This window comes from Sediminibacterium sp. GW821-FHT12F12 (genome assembly GCF_058806635.1).
The window spans coordinates 404,231-423,456 of record NZ_JBXAPW010000003.1 but is presented as its reverse complement, the minus strand read 5'-3'; the positions used below and the strand labels follow the sequence as shown (position 1 = coordinate 423,456).

Sequence of the window (19,226 nt, the reverse complement as noted above, 5' to 3'; positions counted from 1 at the left end):
ACTAAAACTGCTTATCTCTTTTTCCGGATATCCAGGCCATAGGATTTCAGAATATTCAAAGCCATACTTTGTTTATGCACTTCATCGGCCCCATCCCAGATACGGGCACCCCGTTCGTGCTGGTACAGATTAGCCAGCATGGTTTCATCTGTTAATCCCATACCCCCATGTACCTGTATGGATCTGTCGAGCACTTTTAACACCATATTGGCCACATAAAATTTGATACCCGATACCTGGTCGCGCACGGCTTTGGCACCTACCTGGTCTATATTGTAAGCGGTGCGTAATACCAGTAAACGGGCTGCATCAATTTCTACCCGGCTCTCGGCAATAAAACCCTGGATAAATTGTTTTTCTCCCAGCATCACGCCTTCTTCCAACTCACGGGTGGCGGCGCGTTGGCACATCAGGTCAAATGCTTTTTCGGCAATGCCGATCCAGCGCATGCAATGGTGTATGCGGCCGGGCCCGAGGCGCTCCTGCGCCAATCGGAATCCCATTCCTTCCTGGCCAATCAGGTTCGTTACGGGTACACGGCAGTTTACATAATTGATCTCTGCATGACTGGCCCAGCCTTCGCCCGTTTCGCCAAAAATGGGAATATTGCGAACAAACCGGAAGCCCGGATTATCGGTGGGTACAATGATCATACTGGCCCGCTCATGGGGTTTGGCTTCGGGGTTGGTAACAGCCATCACTACTGCAAAAGCAGCCCCATCAGCAGAGGAGGTAAACCATTTATGTCCGTTGATCACATATTCATCTCCTTCTCTTACGGCCGTTGTGGCCAATCGTGTAGGATTGGAGCCGGCAAATTCAGGTTCCGTCATAGAAAAGCAACTACGGATCTTTCCTTCGAGTAAAGGATGCAGGAATTTTTGTTTGATCTCTTCAGACGCAAATCTGCTGATAAGTTCTGTGTTGCCGATATCGGGAGCCTGGCAATTAAATGTGTATTGCCCGTAATAAGGAGCCAGCGATAACACTTCGCTTACCTGTCCGAATTCGCAAAGTGTTAACCCTTGTCCACCTTCTGATGCTGGCAGATGCAAATTCCAGAGCCCGAGCGCTTTTACTTTCTCTCTTTTTTCAGCAAGAATTTTTTCAGTTTGTTTGAAAGGCCGGGTAGTATGTTCTTTTTCAAGCGGGATCAATTCTTCTTCTACAAAGGCTTTTACTTTGGGTAAGAGTGTTTTGAGGCGTTCGGTGGCAAATACGGATTCCATACAATAGGTTTAATCAGTTAGGTTGCTGCTCGGCATTTTTTCACCGCAGAGAACAGAGAAGCGGAGGTTTCGCAGAGGGATTTAGATAGTTACGCCACCGTCTGCTGTAAATAAGGTTCCTGTGCAATATCCCGAAGCATCGGAGGCGAGGAAGAGGGCCAGGCCGGCAATTTCTTCCACGGTTCCCATGCGGGCAATCGGGAGTTGTTTTACAAAATGGTTCAGCCATTTCTCGTTCTGCCAGAGGGCTTCTGAAAATTTGGTTTTGATCAGTCCCGGACAAATGGCATTTACCCGGATGCCATCTGCTCCCCATTCTTTGGCGGCTACTTTGGTGAGCATGTTCAAAGCTGCCTTAGACACCGAATACATACCCAATCCCGGATCGGGTGTGAGTCCGGCAATAGAACTGATATTGATCACACTGCCGCCACCCCGTTCTTTCATGATGGGATATACCAGTTTGCCCAGTTCAAAAGGTGCTTTCACATTTACGTTCATGATCTTATCGAATGCCCACTCCTCGCAGTTTACCACAGGGCCATATACCGGATTGGAAGCGGCATTGTTCACCAGTATATCAATACCGCCATAGAGCGCTACGGTTTTTTCTACCAGTTCTTTACAGGCAGCGATCTCGCCTGCATTGGCAGCAATACCGGCACAGGTGCCGCCTGCTGCTGTAATATCAGTGGCTACCTTGTCTAATTCTTCCTGTTTGCGCGAGTTGATGACCACTTTGGCGCCACAGGCTGCATACATACGGGCAATGGCTTCGCCAATACCTTTACTGGCGCCGGTGATAAGGGCCACTTTTCCTTCGAGACTGAATAGCTGGTTGGCTGTCATATAAATGGGTTTTTGCAGCGTTTATTTTCTACGCATGGCTTTGCTCATGGCAGCCATAAACTGTTCTTTTACTTTTTTTCTGAACCAGGTTGGGGCCAATCGCTTGAAAAGCCACATTTTTCTGGCAGCTTCCGGTAGGATGATATACAATTCCTTTTTACCTGCACGGTTCAATATTTCCTGTGCCACGGTATCGGCTTCCAGTCCGGATTTTTCGATGAAGAGCTGGGTAGCTTTTTTTACGAGTTCGCCACCGCGGGCATACTGCACCACATTGGTTCTGAAATAAGTGGGCTGGATACAGGATACCTGGATATTGTGGTCCATCAACTCGCCATACAGGGTTTCGCTGATGGCTACTACAGCAGCTTTGGTCATATTATAGGCCCCCATGGTGGGTGCACAGCCGATGGCCGCAGCACTGGCGGTATTGAGAATATGTCCGGACCGCTGTTTTTTCATCGCCGGGATAAAATAATGGCAGCCATATACTACCCCCATCTGGTTAATACCCACCATCCACTCGTAGTTCTCCAGTCCATACTCTTCAAAAGCCCCGCCATCGCCTACGCCGGCATTGTTGAACAGCAGGTCAATACCACCGGCATCGGCCAGAAAAGCCTGGGCCACTTTGGCATATTGTTCTTTGTCTGATACGTCGAGCGGGTAGATCCATGTTTTTCCGCCAAAGGCGTTGATCTCTGTTGCGGCGGTTTCCAGTTCTTTTACATTGATATCGGCCATACCGAGGTTCCAGCCGTCTTTGGCCAGTTCTATACAGAATGCTTTTCCCAGCCCCGAGGCGGCACCGGTAATAAAAGCTCTTTTGGCGGGGTGGGAGCGGCTAAGCAGGTACATGGCAGGCAAATAAGGGTCTACAATAGGGAATAGGGTGTTCCGGTAATGAATTTACACTGCAAACCGATCATTTCAGAGATTCAACCGAATTATTTTGGCTGCTTAACCATTCATAGATAAACTGCAGTCAGATATAAATTGTTTTTATCTTTAACGGCCCTTAAATTATACGATTTTGAAACATTTCTATATCCTTTCGCTCGGTTTATTCCTGGCTTCTGCCTGTAAGAGCAAAAAAGAGGATGCCCCTAAACAAAACAATTCCAACCAGGCTGTATCGGTAGATGTGATGATTGCCACCCCGCAAACGGTTTCCAACGCTGTGGAAGCCAATGGTACCGTAGTGGCCAATGAATATGTAGAGCTGCATCCGGAAGTGAGTGGCCGGCTTACTTACCTCAACGTTCCGGAAGGATCGCGTATTCAGCAGGGTACGCTGGTAGCCCGTGTAAACGATGCCGACCTGCAGGCACAGCTGAACAAAACCAAAGTATTGCTTGAAATGGCGGTTAAAACCGAAGACCGTTTGCGTAAACTACTAGCTATTAACGGGGTTAACCAGGCCGATTATGACCTGGCCCTGAATGCAGTGAACAGCTATAAAGCTGATATGGCTTATACCCAGTCGCTCATAGACAAAACTGTTATCAAAGCACCTTTCAGTGGTGTAGTAGGATTGCGCCAGGTGAGTCCGGGGGCCTATGTTACGGCTGCCACCATCATAGCCACTATCCAGCAGGTAGATAAAATCAAGATCGACTTTACTTTACCCGAAGAGTATGGTAAAATGATCCGTAAAGGCAATGTGGTGGATGTGCAGATTGATGCTACCAACAAAACGATCAAAAAAGCAACCGTAGTGGCTATTGAACCACAGGTAAACCAGGCAACGCGTAACCTGAAAGTAAGGGCCATGCTGCAGGATAATAATGTGAACCCGGGTGCCTATGTAAAAGTGTTCCTGTTGGCCAGCCGCGATAAAAAAACTATCCTGATTCCATCCAATGCCATTATTCCTGATGATAAAAATAAACAGGTGGTACTTGTAAAGAATGGCAAAGCGTCTTTTGTAAACATCGAAACAGGAAACAGGCAGGCTGCTACCGTAGAGGTATTGAAGGGTCTTGAGCCGGGAGATTCTGTGGTGGTAACCGGTTTATTGTTTGCCCGACCCAAATCAACGCTGAAAGTAAAAAGCGTTAAACAATTGGAACAGTTACTTAATTAAAGGATCCGTTGCATTGCGGATTTCTGATCCTGATTCATTGATCTCTCAAAACAGAACAGCCACTCAGCTATGAATATTTCCGAACTATCGTTAAAGCGGCCGGTACTGGCTACTGTGATGAACCTGCTGATCATCCTGTTTGGATTGGTGGGTTTCAGTTTTCTGGCTGTACGTGATTATCCCGCCATTGATCCGCCCATTATTTCTATCAGTACCAGTTATGTAGGTGCCAATGCCGATATCATTGAAAGCCAGATCACCGAACCGCTGGAGAAACAGGTGAATGGTATTCCGGGTATCCGCTCTATCTCTTCTTCCAGCTCGCTGGGTAGCAGTAATATTACGGTTGAGTTTAACCTGGGGGTTGACCTGGAAGCGGCTGCCAGTGATGTGCGCGATAAAGTTGGACAGGCACAACGGAGTTTACCACAGGATATCGATGCTCCGCCCATTGTTTCCAAAGCTGATGCGAGTGGCGATTTTATCATGGTACTGGCCGTACAGAGCCGTACCAAAAGTTTGATGGAGCTGAGTGATTATGCTGAGAATGTTTTACAGCAACAGTTACAAACGATCAAAGATGTAAGTGCCGTAAATATTTTCGGGCAGAAAAGATACGCGATGCGGATCTGGCTGAACCCCGACAGAATGAATGCCCACAATGTGGCTTTCACAGATATCAGAGCGGCCATCAACACAGAAAATATTGAACTGCCTCCGGGTAAGATCTATGGCAGCAGTACGGAGCTGATCATCCGTCCGTTGGGAAGATTACGTAACGAGCAGCAGTTCCGCGACCTGATTATCCGGGAAGACGCCAGTGGCATCGTGCGTTTGGGTGATGTGTCAAAAATAGAACTGGCCCCCGAGCAATTGGAGCAATCCTGGAAACTGAACGGGGTAAATGCAGTGGGCCTGGCCATTGTACCGCAACCGGGTGCCAATAATGTAGAGATTGCAGATGAGTTTAACAAAAGATTGGACCAGATTAAACGTGCCAATAAATCGGATATAGAGATGACGGTGATTCTTGATAACACCATCAATATCCGCAAATCGCTGGAGGAGGTAAAAGAAACCATGATCATCTCGTTCAGTCTGGTTGTATTGGTCATCTTTTTATTTTTCCGTAACTGGCTTATCGCCATACGGCCACTGATCGATATTCCGATATCGCTGATCGCTACTTTCTTTATCATGTACATTGCCGGTTTCTCTATCAATATCCTCACCCTTCTGGGTATTGTATTGGCAACGGGATTGGTGGTAGATGATGGAATTGTGGTAACGGAAAATATCTTCCGGAAACTGGAAGAAGGGCTCCCTATCCGCAAAGCGGCACTGGAAGGAAGTAAAGAGATCTTTTTTGCAGTTATATCTACTTCTATTACGCTGGCAGTTGTATTTCTTCCGGTAATCTTTCTCGAAGGTTTTGTAGGAAGGTTGTTCCGCGAGTTTGGGGTAACCCTGGCGGCGGCAGTACTGATCTCGGCTTTTGTGTCACTTACCATTACCCCGGTATTGAACGTTTATCTCAGTTCGCCTAAGGCACACGAAGGCTGGTTCTACAAAAAAACAGAGCCATTTTTTACAGGGATGGAAAGTGGATACAAACGTTTACTCACCGCCTTCATGAATATACGCTGGATGGCATGGATCATTGTATTGGCCTGCATCGGTATAATTGTAGCAGTGATGGGCACACTGCAAAGTGAGATAGCTCCCATGGAAGACAGAAGCAGTATCCGCTTTACCGTAACGGCGCCCGAGGGAACCAGTTATAATGCCATGCAAAGGATCTCGGATAATATTTCCAATTTCCTGATTGATTCTGTTCCGGAAAATGATTTTGTGCAGGCACGTACTCCGGGTGGTTTTGGTCCGGGCGGTGCCGCCAACTCTGCAGCACCCAGGATAGCACTGGTGCCACCAGATCAAAGGAAAAGAAGCCAGAATGAGATAGCCACCGAACTGCAGAAAAAAATGAGTCGGTTTAATGAAGTCAGGGTCTTTGCCATTCAGGAGCAGACCATTGCCGTAGGATTTGCTTCAAGAATGGCTTTGCCTGTTCAGTTTATTTTACAGAACCAGGATCTGGCTAAATTAAAAGAAGTCATCCCTAAATTTCTGGAAGAAGCACGTAAGGATAAAACTTTCGCGAATGTGGATGTGAACATCAAGTTCAACAAACCGGAAGTACAATTAACCATCGACCGGATGAAAGCCAAAGATCTGGGCCTGTCTACGGCAGATGTGGTGGCTACCATGCAGTCTGCTTTCAGCGGCGGAAGGCTGGCTTATTTTATCATGAATGGTTTTCAGTATTCGGTGGTTGCGCAGGTAGAGAGAGATGATCGGAATAATCCCAATGATATCCGTAACCTGTATGTAAGAAATAACCGGGGCGATTATATTCCGCTGGATGCGGTTGTGAAAATGGAAGAAAGCAGTAACCCGGCAACACTCTATCACTTTAACCGTTACAAATCAGCTACCATCTCTGCCTCGCTGGCCGAAGGTAAAACCATCGGGGATGGTATCAAAGCCATGAACGAGATCGGTAACAAACTACTGGACGAATCCTTCCAGACATCACTGAATGGTCCATCGAGAGATTATGCAGAAAGTTCTTCCAATATCGTATTTGCTTTTGTGCTGGCGCTGTTACTGATTTATCTCGTACTCGCCGCTCAGTTCGAGAGTTTCCTCGATCCGTTGATCATCATGTTAACCGTACCACTGGCATTGGCCGGCGCATTGCTGAGTTTATATGTGTTCGATCAAACCCTGAACATTTTCTCGGAGATCGGGATGATTATGCTGATCGGCTTGGTGACGAAAAACGGGATTCTTATTGTGGAGTTTGCTAACCAGAAACGCAAATTCGGCCTGCATAAACGGGCGGCAGTGATAGAGGCCGCTACCCAACGTTTACGACCTATTCTCATGACCAGCCTCGCTACTTCGCTGGGTGCATTGCCTATTGCCCTGAGCCTGGGTGCTGCGGCTACCAGCCGGGTACCACTGGGTATTGTAGTGGTAGGTGGTATCCTGTTCTCGCTGGTACTTACTTTATTGGTCATTCCTGCAGTGTACAGCTTTATTTCCGGTACACATAGGGCGAAGCATATTGAGATCACAGAATAAGTCAAAAGTCAAAAGTCAAAAGTCAAAAGTCAAAAGTCAAAAATGGGGCGCGTGTTCTGTTTTTACTTTTGACTTTTTACTTTTGAATTTCCTCTCTCCTGACTTTTATCATACCAAGTCCTTCTTTCTCTTATTACCTTTGTATCCTTAATCAAAGATTATGAGTAAATCTATTGCTGATATCCGGAGAGATTATATGATGCATGCCCTGAATGAAGCCGATATGGCCGATAATCCCATGGAGCAGTTTGCCCGCTGGTGGGACGATGCGATCAGGAGTGAGATAGATGAAGTGAATGCGATGACGCTGGCTACGGCCACACTGGGCGGATTACCTTCAGCCAGAATTGTATTATTAAAAGGATTTGATGAGCGCGGCTTTATTTTTTTTACCAATTACCATAGCCATAAAGGAAGGGAGATGGAACAGAATCCACGCGCTTCGCTTGTTTTTTTCTGGAAAGAACTGGAGCGGCAAGTGCGTATTGAAGGGATGGTTGAGCGGATCCCGGAAAAAGAGAGCGAAGAGTATTTTCAAACCCGTCCCGCCGGCAGCCGTATCGGTGCCTGGGCATCGCCGCAGAGTACGGTGATCGATAGCCGCGAAGTGATAGAAACCAATGTGAAGGAACTGGAGAAAAAATTCAGCGACGGCATTATACCCCGCCCCGAACATTGGGGAGGGTATGTAGTAAAACCGGCGAATATCGAATTCTGGCAGGGCCGAAGCAGCCGCCTGCATGACCGCGTGAAATATGTGCATCAGTTAGGCAATAAGTGGCATATGGTGCGGCTGGCACCGTGATGAATTTTCCGGCAATAGTTATTTAATTTCTTTTACCGCTATTCCCGCCAATAACCGGCAATCGGGATCGGCTATTATTTGTACGGGATGGCTTTGTGCAGGAATAGGAATCCTGGTTTTTCGCTGAGTAACCGGAATCTTTGTGCTGGTTTTCTTTCCCTGGTCATCTGTATAATTTAATTCCAGCGTAAAGGAGAAGTTGGTTTCTGTTAGCTGGGTGATACTGAGGTCTATCTGTTTCAACAATGCATTATAATGCCAGCTGATCTGCAAATCAGGATTTTCCGGCATATATAGCCACTGCGTAAAGAACTGCTGCAGGTTTTTACCGGAAACAGATTCAAACACTTTCTGCAGATCTTTTGTAGAAGCATTCCGGCCATTGTAAGTAGCATAATAACTTCTTACTGCTTTCCAGAAAAGAGTATCCCCTAATTCATTACGTAACATCAGTAATATCCAGCCGCCTTTCTGATAGGAATGTGTGTTCAACATGGCCATGGGATTCGTTCGCCCTCGAATGTCTACCACCCCCGTTTTTTTTATTTTGGTGAAAGCCAGCACGGTGTCCCTGTCTTTTTGTAAACGGTTGATCAATGTGTCTTTCCCGTATCTGTACTCCATATACAAGTGTGTCATGGCTGTGGCAAAACCTTCGCTGAGCCAGAGATGTGGCCAGTCTGTTTCGGTGGCACTGTTGCCGAACCATTGGTGTGCGATCTCATGCGTCAGCAATTCTTCCATCTGTTTTTTACCGGTGATGGTGTTTTCTGCATAAAAAATAGCACCGGCATTTTCCATGCCCCCAAAAATGGTTTTTGACTGCACATTGGCCAGTTTGTGATACGGATAGGGCCCCACCCGCTCTATAAAAAAAGGTAAAATTTCTGTAGCCTGTGCATAATCGTAAAAAGCCTGTTCTTTATTTTCGGGGTATACCCAGCTTGCCACCGGAATACCGCTTACCTCCCCCGCCTGCGTGATGGCAAAATCGGCAATACCCACTGCCATCACTTTGGTGGGCAGCGCAACGGTTTCTATCCAATGGGTTCTGCGTAAGTGACTCGGCAGCTGTATTTCTTTTGTTCTTACACCGTTGGACACCACTTTGTAATGATCGGGTGCGGTAATCACAAATTCAACTGAGGCTTTATCTGATAAATGATCTTTGCAGGGCAACCAGTAGCGGGCGCGGTTGGGCCAATGATCGCTGAAGTAAGTTCGCCGGCCGAATTTGTTTTTGCTGATGATCAGTCCATCGGCAGGAATACCCTTGTATTCAATGGTATACGTAGTCACTGACCCCACAGCTGCGGAATCTGCAAGTGTGATATGAACCACATCTTTCTGATGAGTAAACGAGAGTAGTTTGCCATTTTCTTTGATAGCGGTTATCAGCATGCCTCTTCCGGTATCGTTCACATTGGCAAGATCAAAAGAAACGGTCTTTACTTTTTCTGTAAAACGAATGGTGATCAGTGCTTTACCCTTCAGGCTATCGTTGACATCTGATACCTGCGCCTGAAAAACATAGTGTTGTACATCGATGGATGGATTGTACAACGTATTTTGCTGCGAAAACAGGGATTGGCTGAAGAGGAAGCATACAAGAGGGAGGACTTTTTTCAGCATGGCAATGATTTCTGAGATTAAATGTAAAACTTGTCGGGCTATTTCTCTGCGAAATGACTATTCTCAACAGGGAATGATTATACCGGTGAAAGAGAAGACAGCAAGTTCCGGGTTTTGGGATAACGGAAGGCTCAATAGTTTTGCTTTATAAACGTATATCATGAACAGTCAGCAGGAACTCAACTATAACAGGATCGCGGAAGCAATTGAATATATCCGTTGCAACTTCCAGTCACAGCCCGATCTGGATGAAGTGGCAGCCAAAGTACACCTGAGCCCTTTTCATTTTCAACGGTTGTTTAAAGACTGGGCCGGTGTTAGTCCGAAGAAATTTTTACAGTACACCAGCGTAGCCTATGCCAAAAATATACTCCGCAACCAGGAAGCTACGGTATTTGATGCGGCATATGATACCGGCTTATCGGGCACAGGCCGCCTGCACGATCTGTTTGTGAAAATAGAAGGCATGACACCGGGTGAATTTAAAAACGGCGGAGAGAATCTGTCGGTCAATTACAGTTATGCAGAAACGCCCTTTGGAAATATCATTGTGGCTTCTACACACCGGGGTATTTGTTATATGGCATTTGCGGAGGAAGAACCAGCCGCTTTTCAACTCTTGCAGGCGCAATTTCCCCGCGCGGCTTTCAGACAGATCACTGATATTATTCAGCAGAATGCGCTGTATATATTTACCCAGGACTGGAAAAAACTGGACCAGATTAAACTGCATGTAAAGGGAACCGCTTTTCAACTGAAGGTTTGGGAAACCTTGCTACAGATTCCGGAAGGGCAGTTGACTACGTATGGAACCATTGCAGAAAAAATACAGAACCCCCGGGCTTCCAGAGCAGTAGGTACAGCTATCGGAAGTAATCCTGTTGCTTTTCTGATTCCCTGTCACCGGGTGATACAGTCAACCGGTATGCTCGGTGGTTATATGTGGGGTATCAATCGTAAAACAGCCATCATTGGCTGGGAAGCTGCCAAAACAAATCATTAAGAAAGCAAGTATCGGGTTGCCCGTAAGCGGCAGCTGTGGCAGTTTTGCCGTACAAATCAAGCTACATGAAAACATTTATTTTAGTACATGGTTCCTGGCATAGCGCCTGGAACTGGCACAGAGTTGCTCCCATTCTGGAAAAAAGAGGGCACAAGGTATTTGCTATTGATCTACCAGGTATGGGCAGAGATAAAACCCCGATACAAGCAATAACGCTGCAAACCGGTGTAGAAAAAATCTGCAGCCTGATAGATAGTATTGATGGGGAAGTGATCCTGGTGGGGCATAGCAAAAACGGGATCATGATTTCGCAGGCGGCAGAATACCGACCGGGGAAAATTGAAAAATTAATTTATCTCGCAGCTTATCTTGTTCCCAATGGTAAAACACAAAGGGAATATTCCGTAGAGGATACGGAAGGTGTATTAAAACCTTATGTAACCCTGCACGAAGCCACCGGCTCTTCCACTTTACAGCCCGAAATATACCAGGAAGGATTATACCACGATTGTGATGAAAACATTACGGAGCTCGCTAAGTTGTTATTGAGCCATGAGCCGGTGATCTCCGGTATTACCCCCCTGCAATTAACAGAAGAGAATTTTGGAACTGTACCCCGTTACTATATTGAATGCACAGAAGACAGGGCCGTAACTCCTTTTATCCAGCGAAAAATGTATACGGAAACCCCCTGTAAAAAAGTGTACCGTATGTCTACCAGTCATTCACCTTTCTTCAGCAAACCGGTGGAGCTGTCGGATATATTTTGTGAGATTGCGGATGACTAAATTCTTTTACGAAAGAAATTAGTTGATCTCTAACCGCCAGGTAAAACCGGTTTCTGTTTCACCCGATCGTACAAAACCGTTTTTCTGCAGGATGGTATAGGAAGCGATATTTGTTTTATCGGTACCGGCCACAATGGTTTTTACAGCAGGTTGTAGTCTGGCCCATTGTATGATGCCACCCACAGCTTCTGTCATATACCCTTTTCCCTGCTCAGCGGCGTAAGTACCGTAACCGATCTCGATCTCACCATTTTCATTGGGCTCGTTTACGATGCAGAGGTCTGCTACCATACGGTTTTCTGCTTTCAGTATGATGGTCCAGAGCGTACAGAACAGGTAATTTTTTTCCGGGTTAGCGGTATTCGGAAGAAAAGCCTGTTCAATAGCTTCTTTCAGTTCGGGAGCAATCACCAGCTCTATGGGGGTAAGCGCTAATGTTTCTTCCAGCGAATGATCTGCCCGCAGGTATTGCTGTAACTGATCATGGGTGAGGGGAAGCAAGCGGAGCCTTTTAGTCTGGATCATGTTATCGAATTGTATCACACCAAATATAGATGATGTTCTGCGAAGCGTTTCAATAAGAGAAAAACGGAGAAAAGAAGCCGCAAAAAGATTTTCACTTCTTTTCTCTTTTTCTTCGTTTTTCTCTTATTGAAACAATAGGTCCTGAATTGCAGCAATGAGCTTATTTTTTTTCTGCCGTATGTAACCAAACTACTTTCTGTTCTGCTTGGTGATCCTGCCCGATAATATCCCGATACAGATCTGGCCGGCGGGCTTTCAGGTAACGGGTTCCTCCGGCCATGGTAAGTTTTTCGGGTGTGAGGGTAGCCGTAACAAAACTGTCTTCAAAGCTCCGGCACTCAGATAATATATCACCAAAGGGATCAATGATCATAGAACATCCGTTCTTTAACTGATCATCATCCATGCCGATCGGATTGGAGAAGATGGCATATATAGCATTATCGTAAGCTCTGGCGGGTAACCATTTCATCAACCACGCCCTTCCTTTCATTCCGTCAAATTCCAGGCGCAGCGAAGTGGGATCTGCTTCCCGGTTTTCCCAAAGTTTGGGATCTACAAAACCGGCCCCGGGTCTGGTAGAAGGGGTACACATGGTAACATGCGGCATAAAAATGATATCGGCACCCAAGAGTTTGGTTGCTCTCACATTCTCAACAATATTGTTATCGTAACAGATGAGGATACCACATTTCCAGCCAAGTAAATCAAATACACAATACCTATCGCCTGCTGTGAGATGCGGGTTGATAAATGGATGCAGTTTTCTGAATTTGGCTACCAATCCATTTTTGTTTACACATACATAGGTTTTGAATAAATGATCCTGGCTGTCTTTTTCAAAAAGCCCAGCCAGCACTACCATATTGTTTTCCCCGGCAATGGTAGTAAGTCTTTGAATACTTTCTCCATCCGGAATAAACTCTGCCATGTCCAGCATCTGTTCTTTCGATAAATGCCTGGCAAAAGTATACCCCGTAATGGAACACTCATGAAAGGCAATCACCTGCGAACCTTCCGCTGCCGCTTTTTTTGTCAGTCTTTCAATCACTGACAGGTTATAATGCTTGTCCGCATTTTTATGTTCGAATTGGGCACTCGATATTTTGATTGGATTCATAGGGTGGGTTTTTGCAGGTAGAATTATTTTTTCCGGCGTTGAACTAAGATACTAAAGTAGGAAATAAAAAACCGCAGCTGAAAGGCTGCGGTTACTATCCATCAGTTTGTAATACAATTTATTTTTTTCTTGCCATCGCTTTCTCAGCAGCAGCAACAATAAACGGTGTATCCAGACCATACTTGGTTAACAGTTCGGTGGGTTTACCGCTTTCGCCAAATGTATCGTTGGTGCCGATGTATTCAATAGGAACAGGAATATGTCTGGCAGCCACCTGCGCAACGGCATCGCCCATACCACCAATGATGTTATGCTCTTCAACGGTTACGGCACATTTGGTTTTAGAAAGGGAAGCAATGATAGCTGCTTCATCTAAAGGCTTGATGGTATGCAGGTTAATCAGTTCTACACTGATTCCTTTTTCTTCCAGGATTCTTCCTGCTTCAATGGCTTTCCATACCATATGTCCGCAGGCAAAAATGGTTACATCGGTTCCCTCGCTCAGTTGTTGTGCTTTGCCGATCACAAAATCACTGCCGTCTTCTTTGGTAAAATTGGGCCATTTGGGTCTGCCGAAACGTAAGTATACCGGACCATGGTGTGCTGCAATGGCTTTGGTAGCGGCTTTGGTCTGGTTAAAATCGCAGGGAACAATCACGGTCATACCAGGCAGCATTTTCATCAGTCCAATGTCTTCCAGGATCTGGTGGGTAGCACCATCTTCGCCCAGGGTTAAACCGGCGTGAGAGGCGCAGATCTTTACATTTTTATCGCTGTAAGCCACACTCTGGCGAATCTGGTCGTACACACGGCCGGTGCTGAAGTTGGCAAAAGTGGTGGTATAAGGAATTTTACCGCCAATGGTCATACCGGCAGCAATACCGATCATATTGGCTTCTGCAATACCTACCTGTACAAAACGGTTAGGGAAATCCTTGATAAAGGGCCCGAGCTTTAAAGAACCGGCGAGGTCGGCCGTCAATACCACCACATTCTCATTCTCTTTGCCAATTTCATAGATGCCTTCACCAAAACCGCCACGGGTTTCTTTTTCATTCAGTACCTGGATGTCTTTCAGTTTCATACAGTGATTTTGTTAGTGGTGCAAAGTAAAGGAAAAGTAGGCAATGGTGAATGGTGAATGGGCAATGGGTATTCAGCATTCACCATTGCCCATTCACAAAGCTTTTATCCTTCGAAAGTGCTGTAGAAATAAGGTGTTTTTGCCTCAAATTCGGCGGCGCAAGTATCTACCATTTTGTACACGCGGGTAATGCCGAGCGATTTTCTTTTTTGGTATACCTGTTCATCGGTGCAGTCGCCATGCAGGATGCGGGCAATCTGGGCATCTCCGAAACCATTTTTCTTGGCTTCTTTCAGCAGATCGGTGGGCAGGGTATCCAATGAATACTGTGCCATCTCTTTTTCGATGGTACATAACTGCTGGATCTGGTAGATAAACCAGCGGTCTATACGGGTAGCCTGTGCAATGGATTTAACGGTAGAGCCCTGCATCAGCGCATCTTTGATACGGAAAATGCGGTCCCATTTCGGGGTTTTGATATATTCTACCAGTTCCTCGCTCTTCATCAGGCTTTTGCCATAATACCCCAGTCCAATGGCTTCGTTCTCCAGGCTCTGGCAGGCTTTCTGGATGGCTTCGGTAAAACTTCTGCCGATGGCCATTACCTCACCCACACTTTTCATCTGCAGTCCCAGGGTATCGTTGGCGCCTTTGAACTTATCAAAGTTCCAGCGGGGCACTTTTACAATTACATAATCCAGCGCCGGTTCAAAATAGGCCGAAGTGGTTTTGGTGATCTGGTTCTTCAACTCATCCAGCGAATAACCAATCGCCAGTTTGGCGGCGATTTTGGCAATCGGATAACCAGTGGCTTTAGAGGCCAGAGCTGAAGAACGGCTTACGCGGGGATTGATCTCTACTGCAATCAGTTCTTCTGTTTCGGGGTTTTGCGCAAACTGCACATTACAGCCGCCGGCAAAATTGCCGAGAGAACGCATCATCAGGATGGCCTTGTTACGCATATCCTGGAAAGAGGTATCACTCAGGGTCATGGCCGGGGCCACAGTAATGGAGTCGCCGGTGTGTACGCCCATGGGATCCAGGTTCTCCACGGTACAGATGATCACCACATTGTCGTTCTGGTCGCGCAACAGCTCCAGCTCATATTCTTTCCAGCCCAGTACCGCTTTTTCTACCAGTACTTCATGAATGGGAGAGGCTTTCAGTCCTCTTTCCAGGGCCGCATCCAGATCGTCTTTGGTATGTACAAAACCGCCTCCCGTACCGCCAAGGGTAAAGGAAGGGCGTATAACTAAGGGGAAACCAATCTCTTGTGCAAACTCTTTTCCTTCCAGAAAACTGTTGGCTACGCGACTGGGTGCCACGGCTACCCCGATCTTCACCATCAGCTGGCGAAATTTCTCGCGGTCTTCGGCGGTATCGATGGCGGCAACATCTACGCCAATCAAACGGCAGTTATGTTTCTCCCAGATGCCCAGTTCCTCGGCTTCCTTACAGAGGTTCAGGGCTGTCTGGCCACCCATGGTGGGCAAAACAGCGTCTATCTGGTTCTCTTCCAGGATCTGTTCAATACTTTCCACGGTGAGTGGCAGGAGGTAAACCCTGTCGGCCATCATGGGGTCGGTCATAATGGTGGCCGGGTTACTGTTAATGAGGATCACTTTGATACCCTCTTCGCGCAAACTGCGGGCAGCCTGGGAACCGGAATAGTCAAACTCGCAGGCCTGGCCAATAATAATGGGGCCGGAACCAATAATCAGAACGGATTTGATGGAATTGTCTTTGGGCATGGTTGCTTAAAAATAAATTGTGCAAATGTAAGGCTGCATGGGCAATGATGTTGTTATTTTTTGCGCTGAAATGGCCAAATCGGAACAAAACAGCCCAAATAGCGTTATTATTACAAATTGATTTACATAAAATAATAATATGGCTGTATTAAAAGAAGGCAGTAAAGCACCCGCATTCAAGGCATTGGACCAGAACGGGAACGCTATTTCACTGGCCGATTTCAAAGGAAAAAAAGTAATCCTGTATTTCTATCCCAAAGATGATACCCCCACCTGTACCATACAGGCCTGTAACCTGCGCGATAATTTTGCCCTGCTCAAGAAAAAGGGCTACCAGATAGTAGGTGTAAGTGTAGACGACGTGAAAAGTCACAAGAAGTTCGTAGAAAAACATGATCTGCCTTTTCCGTTGGTGGCAGATGAGGATAAAAAGATCGTAGACAAGTACAATTTATGGGGTGAAAAGAAATTCATGGGTCGTACCTACATGGGTACCACCCGTACCACTTTCCTGATAGATGAAGAAGGAAAGATCGTTAAGATCATCGATAAACCCGAAAGCAAGAACCACACGGAAGAAATTCTGGAAGCGTGGAAAGCGGCCGGTAAATAAAAAAGCAGAGAGCAAAACAATATAGGTTTTGCTCTTTTTCTTTGTAGCAATCACTATCAGGTTTCACATACTAAGGCAATAAAAGGGAATTGACAACCCATACAGAAATCGTATAGTGCTAACTAGTGCTGTGTCTGATGTTCTTATAATCAGTCAGGTATAATTTGCAACTGGTATTAATTTGATAAGCGGTCCGTCAACTTATTTTGCGGCGGTTAGATTTGTTTAGATAACCCTGTCCGAGGGTAGAATCTATAACAGATTAACAGCAAACAAAATGAAACGATCTTCTTTGCGTACCTGGTTAGGTACAGGCATTTTTCTTCTGTGTTATACTGCACATGCACAGCAAAATAGCAACCGCCTGGAGAAAATGTATCTGCGGGCTTTGCAGGGTAATGTAAAAGGTATTGTAAAGGATCTGGATACTTTAGCTGATCTGAACCTACATCCGCAGGAATTAAAAACGAAGCAACAATATCTCAAACGCTTTAAAGATCAGGATGAGATATTTACGTATCCAACAAAAAATGAGCTCCTGTTGCAACTGATCAGCATATACCGGGTGTACTGGAAAGAGGTTTTGCTGCAACAATATCCCGTTCAAACAGCAGATAAGCGGCTATTGAAAAATATAGAGAACTACCTGCTTCATCATGAAACTGCACAGGAGAGTAAAGAAGAGATCCGCCAAAATGTAATTGACTACGTTAAAAAACTACTGACCCGGAATGGCTTTTATGTGGCAAATGGTAAAACCGCCGGGTTCTATGATCTGCTGGTATGGGCAAAAGAGACAGAAACCCATTACAATGTAGTATTACCGGAAGGTAATACAGACGTAACTGTTGTGTTTATGGATAGTGTTGTAACAATGGGCTGGGAAGAGTATGCCACATTCGGCAAATATTTTCCGGGCGGCTGGGCAACCGATAAGGCTTTGTATTGTGTACGAAGCACTTATGATACATCCAGTGAAAATTTCAAGATCAGTTATCTGCAACACGAAGGCCAGCATTTTGCAGATTATAAACTTTACTCGGAGCTTTCAGGTGCCGATCTTGAGTACCGGGCCAAGTTGGTAGAGCTGGCTTATGCCAACCAATCGGCTTATAAACTTTTATCTTTTTTTCAGTCTAATGCAAACCAGAACAGAAGTAACGCTCATTCCTTTGCAAACGCCCATGTGATTAAAAACATGGCAAAAGAATTGTTGAGACATGAACAGGTAACTGATAACAGCGAATGGAAGAAATTAACCATAGTTGATATCAATGCTGCCGCCAGAAAACTGCTTGGCATCAACTCAGAAGGTCTGCGTAAAGCCGGGAAAGAAGTGAAAGAGTTTATTCAATAATGTTCCGACACCATATAACTACAGACAGAATAGTAGTAATCAATTGTAATGATGCACTGGTATAATTAGCGCTGCAAAGCCATAAAAGGGTTGTTATACAAAAAAGAAGCTGCCTTTTCGGACAGCTTCTTTTTATCAGGAAGGATAATAACTATTTCTTAGTCTCCAGTAATTTGAAGAACTGGTCCAGTTGCGGCAGGATCACGATACGTGTTCTGCGGTTGGCAGCACGGCCTTCGGCAGTACCATTATCAGCGAGTGGTATATATTGGCTGCGGCCGGCGGCGGTCATACGTTTAGGGTCCAGACCGTAAGTATCCTGCAGAATACGAACCACCGTAGTAGCACGTTTCACACTCAGATCCCAGTTGTCTAAAATGCCGGGGCTCTTAATAGGCACAGAATCTGTATGACCTTCTACCTGGAATTCAATCTCAGGCTGGTTGTTCAATACTTTGGCAACTTTACCGAGTACTTCTTTGGCACGGTCGGTTACTTCGTAGCTGCCGCTTTTGAACAGCAGTTTATCGGAGATATCTACATATACTACACCCTTGTCAACTTTGATATTGATGTCTTTATCATCCAGGTTACCGATGGCACCTTTCAGGTTCATCACCAGGGCCATGTTCAGCGAATCCTTGCGGGCAATAGAGCCTTGCAGATCGCGGATATAGATGTCTTTGGCACCGATATTATCGAGCGATTTTTTAATACTTTCAGCCTGTGCACCGGTTACTACAGACAGGTCTTTTAACTGGTTCAGAACGGTATTATTGTTCTGTTTCAGGTAATCGATCTGTTTGGTCATATCGGCGATCTGCGATTCCAGGGCCGCTTTGCGGGTACTCAGATCAGAGATTTTGGCAGTGGATTCATTCTGGCAACGCTTCAGTTCATCCTGCAGGTCGCGGTATTTGGCCTGCAAAGCGAGGTAATTACCACTTAATTCAGTGTACTTGGCTTTTTCTTCTTCGAGTTTCTTGGGACTCACGCAGGAAAAGAGGGCCAGGGAGCCCATGGCGATCAATAAGTAGATTTTTGATTTCATGTTCGTTCAATTGGTGGTGATAAAAATTGCCCTTATGTAACGCTGCTGCATAACATTAAATTGTGCTTAAAGCAGTTATCACAAAATTAATTCCTGATAACGGATGGCTTTTGGGTAAGTTTTCAACAAAAAATGAGCAGGGGAACTGTGATCTATGACCAATGATGTAAACCACCGTGCCTTGGT

16 protein-coding genes are annotated in these 19,226 nt (G+C 45.8%); 7 read left to right on the top strand and 9 right to left on the bottom strand.

The window, feature by feature from the left end:
• Positions 1-11: 11 nt before the first annotated feature.
• The 3 genes from AC1RNB_RS06980 to AC1RNB_RS06970 all read right to left on the bottom strand — a co-directional run bounded on the left by AC1RNB_RS06980 (position 12) and on the right by AC1RNB_RS06970 (position 2,936).
• Positions 12-1,229 (bottom strand): acyl-CoA dehydrogenase family protein, encoded by a 1,218-nt coding sequence (locus AC1RNB_RS06980; protein ID WP_493081898.1) that lies wholly within the window; start codon positions 1,227-1,229, stop codon positions 12-14.
• 81 nt (positions 1,230-1,310) lie between these two features.
• On the bottom strand, positions 1,311-2,078 hold the full coding sequence (locus AC1RNB_RS06975; RefSeq protein WP_493081896.1) for an SDR family NAD(P)-dependent oxidoreductase: 768 nt from the start codon (positions 2,076-2,078) through the stop codon (positions 1,311-1,313).
• A gap of 21 nt (positions 2,079-2,099) precedes the next feature.
• The gene (locus AC1RNB_RS06970; RefSeq protein WP_493081895.1) at positions 2,100-2,936 is read right to left on the bottom strand and encodes an SDR family NAD(P)-dependent oxidoreductase; all 837 of its coding nucleotides are present in this window, start codon (positions 2,934-2,936) and stop codon (positions 2,100-2,102) included.
• Between the two features lie 175 nt (positions 2,937-3,111).
• On the opposite strand from AC1RNB_RS06970, the gene AC1RNB_RS06965 reads away from it, so the two are divergent.
• The 3 genes from AC1RNB_RS06965 (at position 3,112) to pdxH (ending at position 8,116) form a co-directional block, all read left to right on the top strand.
• Positions 3,112-4,164 (top strand): efflux RND transporter periplasmic adaptor subunit, encoded by a 1,053-nt coding sequence (locus AC1RNB_RS06965; RefSeq protein ID WP_493081893.1) that lies wholly within the window; start codon positions 3,112-3,114, stop codon positions 4,162-4,164.
• Between the two features lie 69 nt (positions 4,165-4,233).
• Entirely contained in the window at positions 4,234-7,311 is a 3,078-nt protein-coding gene (locus tag AC1RNB_RS06960) for an efflux RND transporter permease subunit (protein ID WP_493081891.1), read from the top strand.
• 160 nt (positions 7,312-7,471) lie between these two features.
• A complete protein-coding gene (pdxH, locus tag AC1RNB_RS06955; RefSeq protein WP_493081889.1) occupies positions 7,472-8,116 on the top strand; it encodes a pyridoxamine 5'-phosphate oxidase in 645 nt (214 codons plus the stop codon).
• A gap of 18 nt (positions 8,117-8,134) precedes the next feature.
• Here the strand turns inward: pdxH and AC1RNB_RS06950 are convergent, their stop codons facing one another.
• Positions 8,135-9,748 (bottom strand): M1 family metallopeptidase, encoded by a 1,614-nt coding sequence (locus AC1RNB_RS06950; RefSeq protein ID WP_493081887.1) that lies wholly within the window; start codon positions 9,746-9,748, stop codon positions 8,135-8,137.
• A 160-nt stretch (positions 9,749-9,908) separates the two neighbouring features.
• Here AC1RNB_RS06950 and AC1RNB_RS06945 point away from each other — a divergent pair, with 160 nt between their 5' ends.
• A complete protein-coding gene (locus tag AC1RNB_RS06945; protein WP_493081886.1) occupies positions 9,909-10,751 on the top strand; it encodes a bifunctional helix-turn-helix domain-containing protein/methylated-DNA--[protein]-cysteine S-methyltransferase in 843 nt (280 codons plus the stop codon).
• Between the two features lie 65 nt (positions 10,752-10,816).
• On the top strand, positions 10,817-11,539 hold the full coding sequence (locus tag AC1RNB_RS06940) for an alpha/beta fold hydrolase (RefSeq protein ID WP_493081884.1): 723 nt from the start codon (positions 10,817-10,819) through the stop codon (positions 11,537-11,539).
• Positions 11,540-11,557: 18 nt separating this feature from the next.
• On the opposite strand, the gene AC1RNB_RS06935 is transcribed toward AC1RNB_RS06940, so the two are convergent.
• The 4 genes from AC1RNB_RS06935 to carB form a co-directional block, all read right to left on the bottom strand.
• Positions 11,558-12,064: a GNAT family N-acetyltransferase gene (locus tag AC1RNB_RS06935; RefSeq protein ID WP_493081882.1), complete on the bottom strand. Its 507-nt coding sequence runs from the start codon at positions 12,062-12,064 to the stop codon at positions 11,558-11,560.
• Between the two features lie 160 nt (positions 12,065-12,224).
• A complete protein-coding gene (locus AC1RNB_RS06930) occupies positions 12,225-13,184 on the bottom strand; it encodes a nitrilase family protein (protein ID WP_493081880.1) in 960 nt (319 codons plus the stop codon).
• 118 nt (positions 13,185-13,302) lie between these two features.
• Positions 13,303-14,268, bottom strand: a complete 966-nt coding sequence (locus AC1RNB_RS06925; RefSeq protein WP_493081878.1) for a transketolase family protein — start codon at positions 14,266-14,268, stop codon at positions 13,303-13,305.
• A 104-nt stretch (positions 14,269-14,372) separates the two neighbouring features.
• Entirely contained in the window at positions 14,373-16,019 is a 1,647-nt protein-coding gene (gene carB, locus AC1RNB_RS06920) for a carbamoyl-phosphate synthase large subunit (protein ID WP_493081876.1), read from the bottom strand.
• Positions 16,020-16,158: 139 nt separating this feature from the next.
• Between carB and bcp the strand changes: the two genes are divergently transcribed.
• Positions 16,159-16,632 (top strand): thioredoxin-dependent thiol peroxidase, encoded by a 474-nt coding sequence (gene bcp / locus AC1RNB_RS06915; protein ID WP_493081874.1) that lies wholly within the window; start codon positions 16,159-16,161, stop codon positions 16,630-16,632.
• A 277-nt stretch (positions 16,633-16,909) separates the two neighbouring features.
• Positions 16,910-17,989 (top strand): hypothetical protein, encoded by a 1,080-nt coding sequence (locus AC1RNB_RS06910; protein WP_493081873.1) that lies wholly within the window; start codon positions 16,910-16,912, stop codon positions 17,987-17,989.
• A gap of 151 nt (positions 17,990-18,140) precedes the next feature.
• Here AC1RNB_RS06910 and AC1RNB_RS06905 read toward each other — a convergent pair whose 3' ends face one another.
• Positions 18,141-19,040 carry an OmpA family protein gene (locus AC1RNB_RS06905; protein WP_493081872.1) on the bottom strand — a complete coding sequence of 300 codons (900 nt, stop codon included), beginning with the start codon at positions 19,038-19,040 and terminating at the stop codon, positions 18,141-18,143.
• Positions 19,041-19,226 lie beyond the last annotated feature (186 nt).

Coding starts and splice junctions, on each gene's coding strand:
- AC1RNB_RS06980 (WP_493081898.1), bottom strand. CDS start 1,229: ATGGAATCCGTATTTGCCACCGAACGCCTCAAAACACTCTTACCCAAA.
- AC1RNB_RS06975 (WP_493081896.1), bottom strand. CDS start 2,078: ATGACAGCCAACCAGCTATTCAGTCTCGAAGGAAAAGTGGCCCTTATC.
- AC1RNB_RS06970 (WP_493081895.1), bottom strand. CDS start 2,936: ATGTACCTGCTTAGCCGCTCCCACCCCGCCAAAAGAGCTTTTATTACC.
- AC1RNB_RS06960 (WP_493081891.1), top strand. CDS start 4,234: ATGAATATTTCCGAACTATCGTTAAAGCGGCCGGTACTGGCTACTGTG.
- pdxH (WP_493081889.1), top strand. CDS start 7,472: ATGAGTAAATCTATTGCTGATATCCGGAGAGATTATATGATGCATGCC.
- AC1RNB_RS06950 (WP_493081887.1), bottom strand. CDS start 9,748: ATGCTGAAAAAAGTCCTCCCTCTTGTATGCTTCCTCTTCAGCCAATCC.
- AC1RNB_RS06945 (WP_493081886.1), top strand. CDS start 9,909: ATGAACAGTCAGCAGGAACTCAACTATAACAGGATCGCGGAAGCAATT.
- AC1RNB_RS06940 (WP_493081884.1), top strand. CDS start 10,817: ATGAAAACATTTATTTTAGTACATGGTTCCTGGCATAGCGCCTGGAAC.
- AC1RNB_RS06935 (WP_493081882.1), bottom strand. CDS start 12,064: ATGATCCAGACTAAAAGGCTCCGCTTGCTTCCCCTCACCCATGATCAG.
- AC1RNB_RS06930 (WP_493081880.1), bottom strand. CDS start 13,184: ATGAATCCAATCAAAATATCGAGTGCCCAATTCGAACATAAAAATGCG.
- AC1RNB_RS06925 (WP_493081878.1), bottom strand. CDS start 14,268: ATGAAACTGAAAGACATCCAGGTACTGAATGAAAAAGAAACCCGTGGC.
- carB (WP_493081876.1), bottom strand. CDS start 16,019: ATGCCCAAAGACAATTCCATCAAATCCGTTCTGATTATTGGTTCCGGC.
- bcp (WP_493081874.1), top strand. CDS start 16,159: ATGGCTGTATTAAAAGAAGGCAGTAAAGCACCCGCATTCAAGGCATTG.
- AC1RNB_RS06910 (WP_493081873.1), top strand. CDS start 16,910: ATGAAACGATCTTCTTTGCGTACCTGGTTAGGTACAGGCATTTTTCTT.
- AC1RNB_RS06905 (WP_493081872.1), bottom strand. CDS start 19,040: ATGAAATCAAAAATCTACTTATTGATCGCCATGGGCTCCCTGGCCCTC.